This window comes from Ensifer sp. R-19, from assembly GCF_049905105.1.
GTDB lineage: Bacteria > Pseudomonadota > Alphaproteobacteria > Rhizobiales > Rhizobiaceae > Ensifer.
In genome coordinates, this window is sequence record NZ_CP184569.1 from 2,132,297 (window position 1) to 2,148,621 (window position 16,325).

At 63.0% G+C, this 16,325-nt stretch carries 21 protein-coding genes; 16 read left to right on the top strand and 5 right to left on the bottom strand.

The features are described from left to right. The first annotated feature begins 99 nt into the window (after nucleotides 1-99). From ACN9MO_RS10485 to ACN9MO_RS10505, 5 genes are all read left to right on the top strand, one after another. A complete protein-coding gene (locus tag ACN9MO_RS10485; protein ID WP_057253735.1) occupies nucleotides 100-342 on the top strand; it encodes a helix-turn-helix domain-containing protein in 243 nt (80 codons plus the stop codon). 497 nt (nucleotides 343-839) lie between these two features. Next, nucleotides 840-1,049 (top strand): cold-shock protein, encoded by a 210-nt coding sequence (locus ACN9MO_RS10490; RefSeq protein ID WP_057253733.1) that lies wholly within the window; start codon nucleotides 840-842, stop codon nucleotides 1,047-1,049. 119 nt (nucleotides 1,050-1,168) lie between these two features. Further along, a complete protein-coding gene (locus tag ACN9MO_RS10495) occupies nucleotides 1,169-1,441 on the top strand; it encodes a hypothetical protein (RefSeq protein ID WP_057253730.1) in 273 nt (90 codons plus the stop codon). A gap of 45 nt (nucleotides 1,442-1,486) precedes the next feature. Next, complete coding sequence (gene rpsU, locus ACN9MO_RS10500) at nucleotides 1,487-1,726, top strand: 30S ribosomal protein S21 (RefSeq protein ID WP_057253728.1); 240 nt, start codon at nucleotides 1,487-1,489, stop codon at nucleotides 1,724-1,726. Between the two features lie 43 nt (nucleotides 1,727-1,769). Then, complete coding sequence (locus ACN9MO_RS10505; RefSeq protein WP_057253726.1) at nucleotides 1,770-1,991, top strand: hypothetical protein; 222 nt, start codon at nucleotides 1,770-1,772, stop codon at nucleotides 1,989-1,991. A 263-nt stretch (nucleotides 1,992-2,254) separates the two neighbouring features. Here the strand turns inward: ACN9MO_RS10505 and ACN9MO_RS10510 are convergent, their stop codons facing one another. Further along, nucleotides 2,255-2,524 carry a hypothetical protein gene (locus ACN9MO_RS10510; RefSeq protein WP_057253725.1) on the bottom strand — a complete coding sequence of 90 codons (270 nt, stop codon included), beginning with the start codon at nucleotides 2,522-2,524 and terminating at the stop codon, nucleotides 2,255-2,257. Between the two features lie 504 nt (nucleotides 2,525-3,028). On the opposite strand from ACN9MO_RS10510, the gene ACN9MO_RS10515 reads away from it, so the two are divergent. The 4 genes from ACN9MO_RS10515 to ACN9MO_RS10530 all read left to right on the top strand — a co-directional run bounded on the left by ACN9MO_RS10515 (nucleotide 3,029) and on the right by ACN9MO_RS10530 (nucleotide 5,617). Then, a complete protein-coding gene (locus tag ACN9MO_RS10515; RefSeq protein ID WP_255571031.1) occupies nucleotides 3,029-3,151 on the top strand; it encodes a hypothetical protein in 123 nt (40 codons plus the stop codon). Nucleotides 3,152-3,320: 169 nt separating this feature from the next. Then, nucleotides 3,321-4,235, top strand: coding sequence for a pyridoxal-phosphate dependent enzyme (locus ACN9MO_RS10520; protein ID WP_057253723.1), 915 nt, complete (start codon nucleotides 3,321-3,323; stop codon nucleotides 4,233-4,235). A 147-nt stretch (nucleotides 4,236-4,382) separates the two neighbouring features. Further along, a complete protein-coding gene (locus tag ACN9MO_RS10525; RefSeq protein WP_057253721.1) occupies nucleotides 4,383-5,156 on the top strand; it encodes a TIGR01458 family HAD-type hydrolase in 774 nt (257 codons plus the stop codon). A 236-nt stretch (nucleotides 5,157-5,392) separates the two neighbouring features. Next, the gene (locus ACN9MO_RS10530; protein ID WP_057253719.1) at nucleotides 5,393-5,617 is read left to right on the top strand and encodes a hypothetical protein; all 225 of its coding nucleotides are present in this window, start codon (nucleotides 5,393-5,395) and stop codon (nucleotides 5,615-5,617) included. Between the two features lie 374 nt (nucleotides 5,618-5,991). On the opposite strand, the gene ilvC is transcribed toward ACN9MO_RS10530, so the two are convergent. Together ilvC and ACN9MO_RS10540 are read right to left on the bottom strand one after the other, a co-directional pair. Next, nucleotides 5,992-7,011: a ketol-acid reductoisomerase gene (gene ilvC / locus ACN9MO_RS10535; RefSeq protein WP_057253717.1), complete on the bottom strand. Its 1,020-nt coding sequence runs from the start codon at nucleotides 7,009-7,011 to the stop codon at nucleotides 5,992-5,994. A gap of 165 nt (nucleotides 7,012-7,176) precedes the next feature. Further along, the gene (locus ACN9MO_RS10540) at nucleotides 7,177-7,818 is read right to left on the bottom strand and encodes a TetR/AcrR family transcriptional regulator C-terminal domain-containing protein (RefSeq protein ID WP_210334446.1); all 642 of its coding nucleotides are present in this window, start codon (nucleotides 7,816-7,818) and stop codon (nucleotides 7,177-7,179) included. Nucleotides 7,819-8,046: 228 nt separating this feature from the next. Between ACN9MO_RS10540 and ACN9MO_RS10545 the strand changes: the two genes are divergently transcribed. Beyond that, nucleotides 8,047-8,625 (top strand): hypothetical protein, encoded by a 579-nt coding sequence (locus ACN9MO_RS10545; protein WP_057253712.1) that lies wholly within the window; start codon nucleotides 8,047-8,049, stop codon nucleotides 8,623-8,625. A gap of 337 nt (nucleotides 8,626-8,962) precedes the next feature. On the opposite strand, the gene ACN9MO_RS10550 is transcribed toward ACN9MO_RS10545, so the two are convergent. Next, nucleotides 8,963-9,811 carry a LysR family transcriptional regulator gene (locus tag ACN9MO_RS10550; RefSeq protein WP_057253710.1) on the bottom strand — a complete coding sequence of 283 codons (849 nt, stop codon included), beginning with the start codon at nucleotides 9,809-9,811 and terminating at the stop codon, nucleotides 8,963-8,965. A gap of 127 nt (nucleotides 9,812-9,938) precedes the next feature. Between ACN9MO_RS10550 and ACN9MO_RS10555 the strand changes: the two genes are divergently transcribed. The 6 genes from ACN9MO_RS10555 to ACN9MO_RS10580 all read left to right on the top strand — a co-directional run bounded on the left by ACN9MO_RS10555 (nucleotide 9,939) and on the right by ACN9MO_RS10580 (nucleotide 15,940). Next, nucleotides 9,939-10,562 (top strand): cysteine hydrolase family protein, encoded by a 624-nt coding sequence (locus ACN9MO_RS10555; RefSeq protein WP_113133722.1) that lies wholly within the window; start codon nucleotides 9,939-9,941, stop codon nucleotides 10,560-10,562. Between the two features lie 178 nt (nucleotides 10,563-10,740). After that, a complete protein-coding gene (locus tag ACN9MO_RS10560) occupies nucleotides 10,741-12,090 on the top strand; it encodes an efflux RND transporter periplasmic adaptor subunit (RefSeq protein ID WP_057253707.1) in 1,350 nt (449 codons plus the stop codon). Nucleotides 12,091-12,098: 8 nt separating this feature from the next. Beyond that, entirely contained in the window at nucleotides 12,099-14,042 is a 1,944-nt protein-coding gene (locus tag ACN9MO_RS10565; RefSeq protein ID WP_057253705.1) for a MacB family efflux pump subunit, read from the top strand. A gap of 218 nt (nucleotides 14,043-14,260) precedes the next feature. After that, nucleotides 14,261-14,551 carry a hypothetical protein gene (locus tag ACN9MO_RS10570; protein ID WP_057253703.1) on the top strand — a complete coding sequence of 97 codons (291 nt, stop codon included), beginning with the start codon at nucleotides 14,261-14,263 and terminating at the stop codon, nucleotides 14,549-14,551. A 77-nt stretch (nucleotides 14,552-14,628) separates the two neighbouring features. Then, nucleotides 14,629-15,327 (top strand): Type 1 glutamine amidotransferase-like domain-containing protein, encoded by a 699-nt coding sequence (locus ACN9MO_RS10575; RefSeq protein ID WP_057253701.1) that lies wholly within the window; start codon nucleotides 14,629-14,631, stop codon nucleotides 15,325-15,327. 43 nt (nucleotides 15,328-15,370) lie between these two features. Continuing rightward, nucleotides 15,371-15,940 (top strand): nucleotidyltransferase family protein, encoded by a 570-nt coding sequence (locus ACN9MO_RS10580; protein WP_057253699.1) that lies wholly within the window; start codon nucleotides 15,371-15,373, stop codon nucleotides 15,938-15,940. A gap of 91 nt (nucleotides 15,941-16,031) precedes the next feature. Here ACN9MO_RS10580 and ACN9MO_RS10585 read toward each other — a convergent pair whose 3' ends face one another. Then, nucleotides 16,032-16,277, bottom strand: coding sequence for a hypothetical protein (locus tag ACN9MO_RS10585; protein ID WP_162261323.1), 246 nt, complete (start codon nucleotides 16,275-16,277; stop codon nucleotides 16,032-16,034). Between the last annotated feature and the right edge of the window lie 48 nt (nucleotides 16,278-16,325).

The window sequence follows — 16,325 nt, forward strand, 5'->3', positions numbered from 1 at the left end:
GCCCTAGGTTCGCGCTCATCTGTCCGAGTCGCATTTCAGTTTTGGGCCCCCTTCAACCGACAATGTTCTTTGTCGGTGGACCAACGAAGGAGACACTTCATGTCCTTTAAGAAAGACCTAACCAAGGCCCCCGGCGCATCTCTGTCCCGCGTCAATATCGGAGCCGCCATCAAGCATTCGCGTGAAACCGCCGGCTATACGGTCGACGATCTCTCGGTCACGACTGGCCTGACGGAAGTTGAAATCTCAAAGATCGAGCTTGGCGCCGATACCGATCCCGCCAAGCTGCAGCGCATCGCCGCCGCATTGCAGGTCTCGCCGCAGACCTTTACAAGCGCCTGACAAGCGGGGGCGGTGCGCCGAAGACAGCGCGCCGCCGCCTTCTACCTTCGCGCCTCCTGTCGCGACCGGCCGCTTTGGTCGAAATGGCCAGCGACAGCCCGCTTGCCGATCCAAGAATCCGCTTGCCCGCCCTCAAAGCAGCGCCTGCCTTTTCATTCAGCAGCTATGCGTCCGGAGCACCGCGCAACGCCGGGTCGCGGCGTGGCTCACGCGCACAGCGTCTGGCTCTCGAGAAGCCGTATCAGCTTGAATAACAAGAAAAATAAATGGACGAAAAACCCGCCATTTCAGGCCTTTGCAGATGTTTTCGCGATCGCTCAAAATCAAATAATTTAATATTTTCATTGAGTTTCAAAAAGTATCGTCTATATATCACCTCATCGAATATTGCTTGTGACCTTTGACACGGCGCTTCCGCGCGGCCAGATCTCCTCTCAAATATCGATCACCGCCAGAGAAATATTTCTGGTAAATTCAGCGATTGAAAGGAAATCGTCATGGCTTCAGGCACGGTAAAATGGTTCAACGGCACCAAGGGCTTCGGCTTCATTCAGCCCGACGACGGCAGCACGGACGTGTTTGTACACATCTCCGCGGTCGAACGGGCTGGCATGCGCTCGCTCAACGAAGGTCAGAAAGTGACCTTTGACGTTGTTGCCGACCGCAGAACGGGCAAGAGCTCGGCCGACAATCTCAGGGCCGAATAATTTGTCATTCGCCCTCCTCTGACCACGGATGTACTGGCAGGGAGGCGCTTGAATGACGGGAAGAGGTCGGGGAACAACCCGGCCTTTTTGCGTCTCAGGGCCCTTTTCAGGAGACCACCATGAGCCGCAAAACCTATGAGATTGGCGACAAGGTCACGCTGAGGGCGAGTGCCGCTCAGTCGACCTTGAACAGTCGTCTTGGTCTGATCGTCGGCCTTTTGCCCAATGATCGTGGCGAGGCGCGCTTTCGCGTAAGGGTCGAAGGCGAGACGTTCGAACGCTGCGTGCTGGAGACTGACATCGAGCATGCCGAGACTTCGAAAGAGGACGCCCCCCAGGCGGCCATCACCGGGCCCTGGCTCAAAAAATTGAGCACCAAACCCGGCAGATAACCGCGGCTACAGGGAAAGCCGCGACCGACAACAGGAGAACATCTTTTGCAGGTACTCGTTAGGGACAATAACATCGACCAGGCCTTGCGCATCTTGAAGAAGAAGATGCAGCGCGAGGGTCTGTTCCGTGAATTCAAGGCGCGCAGCAGCTACGAGAAACCTTCGGAAAAGCGCGTCCGCGAAAAGGCAGAAGCGGTACGGCGCCAGCGCAAGCTGCAGCGCAAGAAGCTCCAGCGCGAAGGCCTGCTGCCGGGACCCAAGAAGGCAGCGCGACCTTCGCGCTGAGGCTTGGGGTCGGCAAAAATCCGCCCGTTTCAGGAGACAGGTCATGACGCCACACCCCAACACGGCATTTAAACCGGCCAAGACCTCCGCGAGCGAGAAGGCCTCCGCCACCGATCACACGGCGAGAGCAATCGTTGCTGCCGAAAAGATCGCCCGCGACAAGAAGACCGAGAAGCTCAAGGCCCAGCGCCTTGAGCGCGCCGCCGCCGAACCGCCTGCGGAGGTGCCCGCAAGCAAACCATCCCGAAAATCGCGCCGGCCGTAATATCGACTGAAACCGAACGCGCAAGCCCGGACATGGGAATAAGGACTTGCGCAAGCACCGACAGCGCCGCGCGTCTTATCAGACGCGCAAAGGTCGCCGTAGACTTTGACTTGCTGCAAGTCTTCGTCCTTAAATCGAGATCGATTGAAGGAGACATGCAGTAGGAGAGAATTGTCGGAGAGTCCTTTGTGCGTTCAGATGAACGTACGGCGCCCTGGACGCGCCGAAAACGACGTTTCCCGTCAACAGGAGGTGGCTTCATGTCACCCGCTCAGCGGCATCCATTGGCTCCCTCCGACCTGGCAATGCTCGATGGCGTGTTGCGGCGCGCGGGCTTTCATCAGCGCGTCGACCTTGACGATCAAGACAGCCTTCGCCTTGCCGCCGTCTTCCTTGTCAGAAGGTTCCAGGCGGGCGTTACCACCGCGGATATCCTGCTTGCTGAACTGCAGAACCGGGATGGGCTGCGCACCCCGCGGCAGATTGAAACCGCAAATCTCGAACAGTGGGAAAACGACGGCGGCGCGCCGCAAAGACCCAGCGCGATTACCCGCTACACCGGTGCCCGACGCCTCCCCTGGCCGGGCGCGATATCGCCCCTGAACCCGACACCCGTCCCGGCAAGCGCCCGAAATCCGGCAAGGTCCCGAAATCCTGATAGGCCCGAAATCCGGACAGGCCCGTAACCCGGACAGGCCATGAGTGCCGGAACGTCGAAGGGATGCCCTTCGAAGGGGATCTCCCTTGTACTGGACACATTTGAGGCGCATGGTTCGACGATCGACACTGGCCGACTTGGCATATCGCGGTGGGGGGCTCCCGACCGCCAATTTCCTCCTTTATCGACAGCAGTACGTCCGCGACGTTGCGCGGAGGCGAGAGGCAACCGTGAGCCGAACGGGTGTGTACCGGGTGTGTTCGGGGGCTGAGCAGACATTCTCGCCACAGCCAATTTACGGGCGCTACATTTTACGGGCGCCGCATTGCGCTTGAACGAACGGCGAGGAGCCGCAGATCCCTTACGATTGGACGAACACATGTTCCAGACGCTCACACACAGACTTCGCCGATACGACTATACTCTGGCAGCCATCAAGGCATCGCTCGTCCTGTCCCTGCTCTTCATCACGCTCATGACATTGAGCGGCCTTCTCTGGTGACGGGCGCGGTAGACCCATCGTATCCCACGACAGGACACGGCCATCCGCGACTGCACACCTCCCCGTGTTGCGTTGAACTAGCGATCAGGGGAGAATTGCTTCAAGATTCTCCCGCAGGAGCCATTGCAACAAACCGGCCTCCAGCACCGCGCGCTCAACGGAACATCCCATGGCACTTCACCTCGAAACTCCCCTCCTTGAATCCCGCCCGCTAAGCCTCGCGTCCGATTGCTCCATCTGGCTGAAGATGGAGGCGCTGCAGCCGCCCGGTTCGTTCAAGATCCGCGGCGTTGGTGCTGCCTGCGAGCACCATGCGCGAAACGGCAAGCGGCGTTTCGTCTCCTCCTCCGGCGGCAATGCCGGCATGGCGGTTGCCTATGCCGGCCGCCAGCTCTCAATCCCCGTCTCCGTCTTCGTTCCCGAAACGACCACCGAACGGGCAAAGGCGCTTATCCGCCAGGAAGGCGCCGAGGTGATCGTCCACGGCGCCGCTTGGGATGAAGCGAATGCCCGCGCGCTCGCATCCGCCGATGCCGAGACCGCTTTCATCCATCCCTTCGACGATCCGCTGCTGTGGGCCGGGCACGCGACGATGATCGACGAGGTCGTCAAGGCCGGCCTCGCCTTCGATGCTGTCGTGCTCTCTGTCGGCGGCGGCGGGCTGCTGTCGGGCGTCGCCGAGGGACTGGAGCGCAACGGGCTCCGGGAAATTCCTATTGTCACCGCGGAGACCGAAGGCACCGCGTCCTACCTCGCCTCCGTCAAGGCGGGAGAGCTGGTGGAGCTTCCCTCGATCAGCGGCGTCGCCACTTCGCTCGGCGCCCGAAAGGTCTGCAAGCGTGCCTTCGAGATCAGCCAGATCCGGCCGGTCGAATGCGTCGTCGTCAGCGACCAGTCGGCGGTCGACGCCTGCACCCGCTTCCTCGACGACCACCGCGTGCTGGTGGAACCCGCCTGCGGCGCCGCCCTGGCCATCGCCTACGAGCACGCCGATCAACTCCTGCGCTTCGAGCGCGTGCTGATGATCGTCTGCGGCGGGGCGACGACGACGGTGGAACGGCTGCAGGCCTGGCAGGCAGTCTGACCTTTGGGCGGCACCGCCGCCCCTTCCCGCGTGCAGTGGGAAGACAGCAGCCAGTCCCCAAGGTGCCGGCGCGATAGGCGCGGACCGATTGGGAGGCGTCCGCCGCCCAACGTTGACCATGGTCTGGCGCTCAGGCAGTCTCTTGCCATGGCAAGAGGCGTGCTGCTCGATCTCTCCGGCGTGCTCTATGACGGCGACACGGTGTTGCCGGGTGCCATCGCGGCGGTGCTGCGGCTGCGCGCAGCTCGCCTCCCCGTCCGCTTCCTGACCAACACCACCCGCCAGTCGAAACGCCAGATCGTCGCTCACCTGCAGCGCCTTGGCTTCGATTGCGCTGCCGACGAGGTGTTCACGCCGGTTGCCGCCGCGCGCGCCTGGCTCAAGGCGAACAGCCACCAGCCGCACCTGCTCATTCATCCCGCGCTTGAGGAAGACTTCGCCGATTGCCGCATGGACGGCCCCGTCGCCGTCGTGCTTGGCGATGCCGCGGAGCGCTTCAGCTATGAGGGCCTCAACGCCGCGTTTCGCGCCCTGATGGCTGGCTCGCCGCTGCTGGCGCTCGCCCGCAACCGGTTCTTCCGTGATCGCGACGGCGAGCTGAGCCTCGATGCCGGCCCCTTTGTCGAGGCGCTGGAACATGCGAGCGGTATCAAGGCGAAGCTCTTCGGCAAACCCTCTGCCGATTTCTTCCTGGCAGCAGCAGCGAGCATGGGCCTTGACCCGGCCGATTTGGCCATGATCGGCGACGATGCCGAAAGCGATACCGCCGGTGCGCTTGCCGCCGGGATCGGCACCGCGATCCTCGTGCGCAGCGGCAAATATCGCGATGGCGATGAGCAGCGTTTCCAGCCGGCGCCTTCGGCGGTTGTCGACGACATTACGGCCGCCTGCGATCTCATCCTGGCGGCGCAGCGGGACTGACACCCGAGGTACAGCGCCGCGCGTCTTATCAGACGCGCAAAGGTCGCTGCAGCACTTTGATTTGCTGCATGTCTTTGTCCCTTAATCGAAGCCGATTAAAGGAGACATGCGGTAGCCGAAACGGAACGGCCCTCTCTTCGGACCTCCTCGCTCCTGGCCCCTGGCGATTACGCATACGCGAACTTATATGCTGAAGTGAACCATAGATTGTTCTGCTCTCAGCCAGGAAGGCAAGCATGCGCGAGACGTTCCTGTTTATCGTTCGGGTCACAGTCGTCTGTGCGGCGACCGCCTTCGGCGCCCTGCTCGGCTGGCAAGGTCACGGCTGGGACGGAGCGCTCGGTTTCGGCGTGGTCGGCTTCGGCGCCGGTTCGGCCTTTGTCGCCTTCCCTGGCTTTTGGCTGGACCTGCTTGGGAGTCTCTGTTTGGATCTACTTCGGTTTCTCTGGGAAGTCGTCTAGGGCGCCGTGCGTTCAGATGATCGCACCAATCACGCTCGAGTGCTTTGGTTCTACAGCGCCGCGCGTCTTATCAGACGCGCAAAGGTCGCTGTAGCACTTTGAAGTGCTGCATGTTTTTGTCCTTTAACCGGCCACGATTAAAGGAAACATGCAGTAGCCCATCTTTCTGTCTCAACTGGTTTCACTTCAGGCAGGATGCTCCAGGCCGACTGCTTGCATCTTGCCGCCGCACGCCGTCAGGCTGCCACCCGTCTGCCTCGACCAATCTCGCGCCGATCCGGCAGCAATGACGCGGTTTTGCAAATGGCCTGCCCACGTCACGAAAAAAGCCGGGGCACTGCCCCGGCTTCCTTCATTCAATCGTTCGATAAGGCTTAGTTCTTCGCCTTGTCGACCAGCTTGTTCTTGCCGATCCAGGGCATCATGCCGCGCAGCTTGGCGCCGACTTCCTCGATCTGGTGGCTGTCGTTGACGCGGCGGATGCCCTTGAAGCGGGCCGCACCCGACTTGTATTCCTGCATCCACTCCGAGGTGAACTTGCCGGTCTGGATGTCGGTGAGGACGCGCTTCATTTCGGCCTTGGTTTCTGCCGTGATGATGCGCGGGCCGGTGACGTATTCGCCCCACTCGGCCGTGTTCGAGATCGAGTAGTTCATGTTGGCGATGCCGCCTTCATAGATCAGGTCGACGATCAGCTTCACTTCGTGCAGGCACTCGAAATAGGCCATTTCCGGAGCGTAACCGGCTTCAACCAGCGTTTCGAAACCGGCGCGGATGAGTTCGACGAGACCGCCGCAGAGAACGACCTGTTCGCCGAAGAGGTCGGTTTCGCACTCTTCCTTGAAGTTGGTTTCGATGATGCCCGAACGGCCGCCGCCGACGCCGCAGGCGTAGGAGAGCGCGAGGTCGAGAGCGTTGCCCGAAGCGTCCTGGTGAACGGCAACGAGGCAGGGAACGCCGCCGCCCTTCTGGTATTCGCCGCGAACCGTGTGGCCCGGGCCCTTCGGCGCGATCATGACGACATCGAGCGAAGCCTTCGGCTCGATCAGGCCGAAGTGAACGTTAAGGCCGTGGGCGAACGCGATCGCAGCGCCGTCACGGATGTTGCCGGCGATGTCGGCCTTGTAGATTTCGGCCTGCAGTTCGTCCGGGGTTGCCATCATGATGAGGTCGGCCCACTTGGCGGCTTCCGCAACCGACAGAACCGAGAGACCGTCGGCCTCGACCTTGGCAGCCGTTGCCGAACCCGGCTTCAGCGCGATGCGGATTTCCTTGGCGCCGGAATCTTTCAGGTTCAGCGCATGGGCGCGGCCCTGGCTGCCGTAGCCGACGATGGCGACCTTCTTCGACTTGATCAGGTTGATATCGGCATCACGATCGTAATAGACGCGCATTTTAGTGGTCCTTCCCGTTGTTGTCAGTTGTCTCCGCTACATGGCTCAGGAACCATGCAGCAATTCCTTGTGCTGCAGCGACCTTTGCGCTTCTTGCGAAGCGCGGCGCTGCCATTCCTTGTGCTGCAGCGACCTTTGCGCTTCTCACGAAGCGCGGCGCTGCAGTTACCTTTTCGTGCCGTAAAGCGCGAGGAAGGCTGAAACCGCCTGCTCCGCCTTGCGGCTGAAACTCTTCTTCATCTCGCCGGCCTCTTCGCCGAGCAGCATCTTCAGATGCCAGTCGGAGACAACAAGCCCGTAGAGCGCACCATAGGCCTCGTCGGCGTCGTCGAAGGTCAGCAGCCCCGCCTTGCGCCCGGCTTCGAGCAGTGCGGCCGCACGGCGGCCGATCTGCCGGCGCCCGCGCTCCTGCAGCATATGGCCGAGCTTGGAGCCGTCGCGGCTCGCCTGGCCGATCGCCAGCCGGTTCAGCGCCAGCGACACGTCGCCCGCGAGCACCTCGAGCAGGTCCTTGGCAAACACGATCAGATGACGCTCAAGGCTCTCGGCATCGAGCGCCCTGGCGGCGACGTCCTGGGTGCGCACCTTACTCGCCTGGAAACCGATCATCGCCGAGATCAGCCCGTCGCGATCGCCGAACCACTTGTAGAGGCTTTCCTTGGAGCAATTGGCAGCGCGCGCGATGCCGGCCGTCGTCAGCGCCTTTTCGCCGCCATCGACCAGAAGACGCAATGCCTGTTCGAGAACGGCGCCCTGACGTTCCGTCAGCCCCTCCCCGGCATTCGCCTCCCTTATCGCCGCAGTCATCTGCACGTCGCCTCGCTCCCGATCAGTACCGTACGGTACGGTTCGCACTCTTCTAGTGAAGCGCCCCGGAGGCGTCAAGACGATTCTCACAACGGGGCGAAATTTCGGCGGTGACGGCGAAAGGCGGAGCCCATAGGTTTCGAGCCGACTGAACGAGATCGACCTGCCACCGCCCAAATGGGCTGATCACGGCAAGATCGATCACTCGATATCGATGGAGTTCAACGCATGCAGCAACCGCCCCTGGGTCTTCTGATTGGAGGAAGTTCGCACGTCGGCAAGTCGACATTGGCTAGCGCTCTGGCAAGCTCTCTCGGTCGCGAGCTGATCTCGACGGACAATCTGGGCCGCCATCCCGGCAGGCCGTGGCCATCGGTCCGCCCGCAAGTCGCCGAATATTATGCCAGCCTGTCCGACGAGACCATTCATTGGTTCCTGAAGGTTCACCATGAGAATATGTGGCCGCGCATCCGCCAGATCATCGAAAGCCATCGGCAACTGGCAAAGCCGTTCGTGCTGGAGGGCGCCGCGCTTAGACCGGAATATGTGGCTCAACTCGAACACGGTGAAGTCCTCCCTCTTTTCCTCTACGCGGATAACGATTTCCTGCGTCGGCGCATGTTGGAAGAACCCCGCCGCGGTAATGCGGACAAGCCGGAGGCCGCAATAATCGATAAATTCATCGAGCGCTCGATCCGCGAGAACAGAGACATGCTGGAGGCCGCCCGGGCCGCCAACATCCGCTGTGTCGACGTCGCGGCTCCGGGGGCGCTCGACGCTCTGGTACGGGAGTTTTCGGCGGATTGATCGATCACCGCCGACGATCGCCTGTCATGCGTGGTTTTGGTGCTCTCCTGGTTCAACGACGGCGCCCCTCATCCGCGCGGTGAGGGAATTGCCCCTCATCCGCCTGCCGGCACCTTCTCCCCGCAAGCGGGGCGAAGGAAGCGTGCGGCGCCCGCTCGCCCCAACAATAAGCGCCCCCGATTCCCCGCTAAGGCTCCGTTCTACGTCGACGTTTCTCCGACAGCTGCTCCTCAGTGGTGGGCAGCCGTCGCCCGCGTCCCCTCTCCCCGCCTGCGGGGAGAGGGCTAGGGTGAGGGGCAGAACCGAACGCAGCTTGGATCCGTGTGAACGAACCCGACTACCTCCACCCGCGCACCGCCTCCTCGATGAAAGCCGCCACCGCCGCCACGCTCGGCACGCGCGCCCTCTCCGGATGCATCATCAGGAAGACCGGACGCTCGGCTGTCGTCTCCGGTTCGTCCACCGCCTCGAAGCGCGGGTCGCGCATGGCCGAAACCTCCGGCAGCATCAGTTCGGCGCCGAGCGAAAGCGCCGCCTCCATCAGGATTTCCAGCTTGTCGGCGGTCAGCGCCACGCGCGCATCCGGCCGCAGCCGGTTAAGCGCCTGCATCTCCGGCACGTGGGCGAGCCCCGGACCGTAGCGCACGACCGGGCAAGGCCCCGTCCCCAGCCCCTTTGGCCGGAAAAGCCGGAAGCGAAGCGTGCCGAGGCTTTTCACCCGCACCGAATCCTCGCCCGTGCGCGCCATGCGGATGGCGATATCGGCCTCGCGCCGCTCAATGCTCAGCATCTGGTTGTCGGCAACGAGATCAAGGGTGAGGCCCGGATGCCGCTGCTCAAGGCGCGCAAGCGACGGCGCCAGGATGGCGCTCAGCACGAAGCCGATGCTTGTCACCCGTACCTGGCCCTTCAATTCCGCCGTCCGCCGCAAAAGCGTCGCGAGCGCCAGCGACGCTTCTTCGGAGATCGTCCGCAACCGCTCGACAACAGGGGCAAGCACCGGCGTCGGCGTCAGCCGGCCGTCGATGCGGTCGAAGAGTGCTGCCCCCACCCGCCGCTCCAGCGCTGCGAGCCTGCGCGAAACCGTCGTCTGGTCGACGCCGAGCGAACGGGCGGCCTGGCTGAGCGTCGCGCCGCGCACCAGATGATCCAGCAGCTCGAGATCTGCCCACGTCCCTGCATTCATGCAGATCATCCTCCGAAAACTTCGGGTCACTCTGCATCAATGCAGTCGCTAAGATCAAGCCCATCGACAGACCGCTTTGACGACCCGGTTCACAACGGCCACTTCGACCAAACCAAGGAGCCTTCCCATGTCCGATTCCGCCACCCCTTCGCCCGCCGCCCCGGCAACCCTCTTCACGCTCGCCGGCGTCACGCTCACCCCGCCGCCGCTGGGTGATGCGACGCTGATCCTGATCGACTATCAGAACGAATACCTGGCCGGCCCCTTGCGGCTTTTCGAACCGGAAGCCGCCGTCGAGAAGGCGCGCGAGCTCTTGCTCGCAGCCCGTGCCGCGGGCGCCAAGATCATCCATGTCGCCCATCGGGGTTCGGCCGGCGGCGTGTTCGACCGGGCGCAGCATCGCGGCGCGATCGTCGATGCGCTGGCGCCGCTTGCAGGTGAAACCGTCGTCGAGAAGCCGCGGCCCAACGCCTTTTCGGGTACCGACCTTGCCGAGATCGTCGGTCCGGCCGGCACGCCTGTTATCATCGCCGGTTTCATGACGCACAATTGCGTGTCCTCGACAGCCCGCGCCGCCAAGGACCTGGGCTACGGCATCACCATTGCAGCCGACGCCTGCACCACCCGCGACCTGCCCTCGCCGAACGGAACCGTCCCGGCGCGCGCCTTGCATGATGCCGAGCTCGCCGGCCTTGCCGATCACCACGGCGCCGTCGTGGATGTCGCCGCATTGATTGGCCCGTGCGGCTGACAAACCCGCCCTTCGCAATCGAAACCCGAGGGCGTCCACCTGTCATGGGCGCCTTTGCCGCACGGCCGATGACGAAGATTACGAAAATATAATGATCTCAATGCTTTTCGCCGCGTCCATTCGCTTCTATTTTTGACCTATCCATTTTGGCATCGACGATGCCGGTTAGGCGCATGCGATGAACAAGACAGCCAAGACGGCGCGAGCCGACGCCACGCCCCGCGACGACGCGACCCCCAACGTCACCTTCATTCCCGGTGCGGTGCAGAAGGTGAAGCGCAAGCGCCGCACGCGCCGCTGGCTGTGGCTGCCGGTCGTGCTCGCCGTTGCCGGTGCCGGCTATTACGGCTGGGTGCGCTACGGCGAGGAACCGGCAACGGCTGCCATGGTGACCGATTTGGTGACGCGCGGCGACATCGAAAACAGCGTCACAGCCGTCGGCACGCTCGATGCGGTCAAATCCGTCGATGCCGGCGCGCAGGTCTCCGGCCAGTTGAAGGCGCTGCATGTCGAGATCGGCGACAAGGTCACTCAAGATCAACTGGTCGCCGAAATCGACCCGGCAACGATCGAGAATCGCATCGAGATCGACCAGGCGGAGCTCGCCAATCTCCAGGCGCAGCTGATTTCCAAGAAGGCGCAGCTGGTGCTGAAACAGGCCAATATCGACCGTCAGCGCAATCTCGTCGAAACCAAAAGCGTGGCGCAATCGACGCTCGACCAGGCGATCGCCGATCTCGCTGCCGCTGAAGCCGACGTCAACGCCATCGAGGCGCAGATCCGCAAGCAGCAGGCGACGCTTGCCGGCGACAAGGTCGATCTCGGCTACACCAAGATCTATGCGCCGATGACCGGCACCATCGTCGCCAACCCGGCGAAAGAAGGCCAGACGCTGAACGCCAACCAGACGACGCCGACCATCGTCACCATTGCCGACCTCTCGACCATGACGGTGAAGGCACAGGTTTCGGAAGCCGACGTTACCAGGCTGAAGGTCGGCATGGATGCCTATTTCACGCTGCTCGGCCAGCCGGGCAAACGCTTCGTCGGCAAGCTCCGGCAGATCCAGCCGATGCCCGACACCACCAACAACGTCGTGCTCTATTACGCCCTCTTCGACGTCCCCAATCCCGACGGCGAGTTGATGATGTCGATGAGCGCGCAGGTGTTCTTCGTGCAGGCCGCCGCCAAGGACGTGCTGATCGTGCCGAGTGCCGCGCTGAGCCACCCCGCCAAGGGTACCGGCGAAGCGGCCGGCCAGGGCAACGGCCGACGCGACGGCCAGGGCAATGGCCAGGCGGGCGGCGCACGGGGTGAAGGCCGCAAGGATCAGGTCACCGTCGTCGCCGCCTCCGGCGCGCTCGAAACGCGAGACGTCGAAGTGGGTATCCGCAACCGCGTCAGCGCCGAGATCAGGAGCGGCCTTAAAGAGGGCGAGAAGATCGTGGTCACCACCGGCTCCGGCAGTAGCGGCAACGCCCGGGACGGCCGCAGCCAGCGCGGCATGCGCATGCCGCCGATGTTCTGAGGTTGGCCATGTCCCCGCTCATCTCGCTCAGGCACGTCAGCAAGACCTATTTCAACGGCGATCTCGCCGTCGAGGTCCTGCACGGCCTCTCCCTCGATATCGAGGCGGGCGAGTTCGTGGCGATCGTCGGCCAGTCCGGCTCCGGCAAGTCGACGCTGATGAACATTCTCGGCTGCCTCGATCAGCCGACCGGCGGCGACTATCTGATCGACGGCGAGAGCGTCGCCGACCTCGATACCGATGAGTTGGCCGCCCTGCGCCGCCGCACCTTCGGCTTCGTCTTCCAGAGCTACAACCTCATCCCGACGGCAAGCGCGAAGGAGAATGTCCAGGTGCCGGCCGTCTATGCCGGCATGTCGGCGCGCGACCGGCACGACCGCGCCGAGGCGCTGCTCGAAGCGCTGAAGCTCGGCGAGCGGCTCGACCATCGGCCGAACCAGCTCTCCGGCGGCCAGCAGCAGCGCGTCTCCATTGCCCGCGCCCTGATGAACGGCGGCCGGGTGATCCTCGCCGACGAGCCGACCGGCGCGCTCGACAGCCAGAGCGGCTCGGACGTGATGGCGCTCTTGCGCGACATGAACAACCAGGGCCACACGATCATCGTCATCACCCACTCGCGCGAGGTCGCTGAACAGGCCGACCGGCTGATCGAGATCCATGACGGCCGCATCGTCGCCGACCGCGCCAAGAAGAGCCGCAGCAATGCCGAAGGCGCAGCAGCCCTTGCCCACCATGTCAGCGAGGGTTCGGCGGCGATCGCCGATGTCACCGAAGCGGTGAAGATGGCGTTCCGGGCGCTGAAGGCCAATCTCTTCCGCACCATCCTGACGCTGCTCGGCATCGTCATCGGCGTCGGTTCTGTCGTCGCAATGCTGGCGATCGGCACCGGCGCGCAGGATTCGGTGCTGAGCCGCATCTCTTCCATGGGCTCGGACCTGCTGGTGGTACGCCCCAGCATGGCGAATTTTCGCGGCAGCGCCGGCGGCAGCAACGTGACGCTGGTCCCGGCCGATGCCGATGCGATCCTCGAAGTGCCGAACGTCGCCTTCGCCGTGCCCGAGATGACGAGCTCCGTCACGCTTCGCCACGGTAACATCGACTACCAGACGACCGCCAACGGCACCGTGCCCCAGTTCACGACGGCAAAATCCTGGAAAATGGCGAGCGGCGAGTTCATCAACCAGAACGACATGGACACTTACGCACCTGTCGCCGTCCTCGGCCAGACGGTGGTGAAAACCCTCTTCCCCGATGGCGACAATCCGATCGGCCAATATGTGCTCGTCAACAAGATCCCCTTCCAGGTGATCGGCGTGATGGCGGAAATGGGCGCGACGTCTTTCGGCAACGACCAGGACGACGTGGTGCTGGTGCCGCTGACGACGGGCAGCATCCGCCTCTTCGGCCAGCGCAACATCAGAACCATCACCGTGCAGGTGAAGGACGGCTCGGCGATCGACATAACCCAGCAGACGATCCAGGCGCTGCTCGACCAGCGCCACAAGCGCCAGGACACGCAGATCACCAACATGTCCTCGGTGCGCGAGGCCTTCACCGAGACCTCCAACACGCTGAAGCTGTTCCTGGGTTCCGTCGCCGCGATCTCGCTCTTGGTCGGAGGCATCGGCGTCATGAACATCATGCTCGTCTCGGTCAGCGAGCGCACCCGCGAGATCGGCGTGCGCATGGCGACCGGCGCCCGCCAGCGCGACATCCTGCTGCAGTTCATCATCGAGGCCCTGGTCGTCTCGGCGATCGGCGGCGCGCTCGGCGTGCTGCTCGGGCTCGGCACCGGCGCGCTTGCCGGCCAGTTCGGCATGCCCGTTTCCTTCACGCTCGGACCCGTGGCGCTCGCGTTTACCTGCGCCTTCCTCACCGGCCTCGCCTTCGGCTTCCTGCCCGCCCGCAACGCCTCACGCCTGCAGCCGGCGGTGGCGCTGAGTGCGGATTAAGCGGCGCGCGGCCCTCGGCGGGGCCGTGGACAAATCGAGTGCCACCACCGAAGATAGCAACCGGGCAACCGGGATGATTCGCGATGTAGAAAGCGTTTGCAGTACTTTACGGGCTGATTTTCATTTTTCTCCTGTCATTGGCTTTTGTCACGTTGCCACCTGAAATAGCACGCCAGCTGTCGTCCGCCGACCGAGCGCTGTTCTATGTAGGTCTGGTCGTGGAATTTGCGGTCACGATAGGGCTGTTTGCCTACGCCTTCGACCTGAAGATCCCGCCCTTTCCGCTGTGGCGGCCGTTCAGTTGGTTTCTCGCTGGCTGGTGCCTCTACACCTCGCTGGCCAAGGTTTGGGACCTCGTCTCACTCATCACCTCACCCCAACCCGGAGACGAAGGCTTGATATCAGGTTTCTTGGGTTTGCTGCTCTTGCTTCTGCTCAACTATTTCAGCTGGCTCGGCGTCTGGCGCTATGGGCGGCGTGTATCGCAGCAGCCTGCACGGGCAAGCTAGAAAACGGAACGTTCGGGAACGGTGTGAAGACTGGACAATCCCGTGCGGTCGCAGGCGCGGGAAAGCAGGAGGTCAAGATGGTCAACCTCGTCCTCTACAGCGATCAGCTTTTCCCGAAATGTTCGGCGATCGATCGAAGGCTCGTGGAAATGCTTGAGGCGCTTGGGCCGGGACGCCGCATCGCCTATGTCGCATCCGGCCCGGAGCCGGACCGCAGCTTCTTCCTTGCTGCCCGGTCCTATTACGGCCGATACGGCCTCGATCTCGCGCTGTTCTACGATCTCGACGAGCCCCATTCGGCAGAAGACATCGCAGCACTCTTCGCCTCAGATGCCATTCACCTTTCGGGCGGACATACCGGCGGATTTCTCGAACGGCTGAAGCAAAGCCGCATGCTCGGTCCGATCCGAGACTGGGCCCTCGCCGGCGGCATCCTGATCGGCGTCAGCGCCGGCGCCATCCTCATGGCCCCGACGATCACGACGGACGCGCTCTTCATTGGCCTGATACCCGAGGACATGGCGGACGGCGACGCGCTCGATCTCGTGCCGTTCGCGTTCTTTCCGCATCTCAGCGACGACGACACTTACCTGCCCGCGCTCTTGCGCTACAGCACGCATACGGCACAGCCGATCGTCGCCTGCAACGACGGCGACGGCATCGTCGTCACAGGCAGGCGGGTCGAATGTTTTGGAGATCCCGTGTGGATCGCCGCTGGAACCGTGCAGACAGCGGGCGATATCAGGCTCGACGGATTCTCGATATCCAGGGCGTGACATGGCAGATGCTGAGATCCTCTCAGACCGAAGGCAAATTCCGATGCGCGGGCACGAGGAGCTGCGGGCCATCGTCCTCAAGAGCCCGCTACTTTCTCCGATCCTCGGAAACTGGGAGAAGATTGCCCTGCCGGCTGGCTGGCTGGTGGCCGGGGCAATCGCACAAACCGTCTGGAACCATGCCTTCGATTTGCCTCCCGCACATGGGATCAGCGACATCGACGTCGTCTATTTCGACGCTGACGACCTTTCCGAAGAGGCGGAGGCCGCGCACGCCACCCGGATCGGAAACCTGTTCACTGACTGGTCCGTCCGGATCGATGTCAAGAACGAGGCGCGTGTCCATCTCTGGTACCGGGAGAAATTCGGCAGCCCGATCAAGCCCTATAGTTCGATGGAAGAGGCCATCGCGACATTCCCGACCACAGCCACCGCTGTCGGCATTCGCCCGGCCGACGACGGGCTCGACATTTGCGCACCCTTCGGCCTTGGCGATCTGCTGGCCCCCATCGTGCGGGCCAACAAGAGCCAGATCACGCGCGAGATATACGAGTGGAAGGTCAATCGCTGGCGCGCCCTTTGGCCGGGCCTCACGATCGAAAGCTGGGATTAGCGTCGGATTGAGCCAAGGCTTTCACGCGTTTGGCCGGCGCCCCTCGCCCCACCGCCTCAAGAGGCGAAATCGTCGCCCATACCTGCAGCGCCTACATCGCCCCTGCCCGCACAGCTTCGGCATGCCGTGGGGGCATTGCGCTCTCTCGCGCCCGCATCGGGGCTGCCTTGCGCCTTCCAAGCTGCGCTTCTCCCGCTGTGATCCCGATGTCGGCAAGGCGCTCCGCGTCCAGTTCGCGCAACTGCTGCAACTGCCAGTACCGCGACTGCGGCGAGGCGACGAGATAAAGGCCGATTTCCCGGAACATGTCGAACACCCATGTTTTGTTTCTCACCATGGGCACAGTCTGCGCCTCGACATTCCATAAAAGAAGCTTAGCTTTCAT

Coding starts and splice junctions, on each gene's coding strand:
- ACN9MO_RS10485 (WP_057253735.1), top strand. CDS start 100: ATGTCCTTTAAGAAAGACCTAACCAAGGCCCCCGGCGCATCTCTGTCC.
- ACN9MO_RS10490 (WP_057253733.1), top strand. CDS start 840: ATGGCTTCAGGCACGGTAAAATGGTTCAACGGCACCAAGGGCTTCGGC.
- ACN9MO_RS10495 (WP_057253730.1), top strand. CDS start 1,169: ATGAGCCGCAAAACCTATGAGATTGGCGACAAGGTCACGCTGAGGGCG.
- ACN9MO_RS10505 (WP_057253726.1), top strand. CDS start 1,770: ATGACGCCACACCCCAACACGGCATTTAAACCGGCCAAGACCTCCGCG.
- ACN9MO_RS10515 (WP_255571031.1), top strand. CDS start 3,029: ATGTTCCAGACGCTCACACACAGACTTCGCCGATACGACTATACTCTG.
- ACN9MO_RS10520 (WP_057253723.1), top strand. CDS start 3,321: ATGGCACTTCACCTCGAAACTCCCCTCCTTGAATCCCGCCCGCTAAGC.
- ACN9MO_RS10525 (WP_057253721.1), top strand. CDS start 4,383: ATGGCAAGAGGCGTGCTGCTCGATCTCTCCGGCGTGCTCTATGACGGC.
- ACN9MO_RS10530 (WP_057253719.1), top strand. CDS start 5,393: ATGCGCGAGACGTTCCTGTTTATCGTTCGGGTCACAGTCGTCTGTGCG.
- ilvC (WP_057253717.1), bottom strand. CDS start 7,011: ATGCGCGTCTATTACGATCGTGATGCCGATATCAACCTGATCAAGTCG.
- ACN9MO_RS10540 (WP_210334446.1), bottom strand. CDS start 7,818: ATGACTGCGGCGATAAGGGAGGCGAATGCCGGGGAGGGGCTGACGGAA.
- ACN9MO_RS10545 (WP_057253712.1), top strand. CDS start 8,047: ATGCAGCAACCGCCCCTGGGTCTTCTGATTGGAGGAAGTTCGCACGTC.
- ACN9MO_RS10550 (WP_057253710.1), bottom strand. CDS start 9,811: ATGAATGCAGGGACGTGGGCAGATCTCGAGCTGCTGGATCATCTGGTG.
- ACN9MO_RS10555 (WP_113133722.1), top strand. CDS start 9,939: ATGTCCGATTCCGCCACCCCTTCGCCCGCCGCCCCGGCAACCCTCTTC.
- ACN9MO_RS10560 (WP_057253707.1), top strand. CDS start 10,741: ATGAACAAGACAGCCAAGACGGCGCGAGCCGACGCCACGCCCCGCGAC.
- ACN9MO_RS10565 (WP_057253705.1), top strand. CDS start 12,099: ATGTCCCCGCTCATCTCGCTCAGGCACGTCAGCAAGACCTATTTCAAC.
- ACN9MO_RS10575 (WP_057253701.1), top strand. CDS start 14,629: ATGGTCAACCTCGTCCTCTACAGCGATCAGCTTTTCCCGAAATGTTCG.
- ACN9MO_RS10580 (WP_057253699.1), top strand. CDS start 15,371: ATGCGCGGGCACGAGGAGCTGCGGGCCATCGTCCTCAAGAGCCCGCTA.
- ACN9MO_RS10585 (WP_162261323.1), bottom strand. CDS start 16,277: ATGGTGAGAAACAAAACATGGGTGTTCGACATGTTCCGGGAAATCGGC.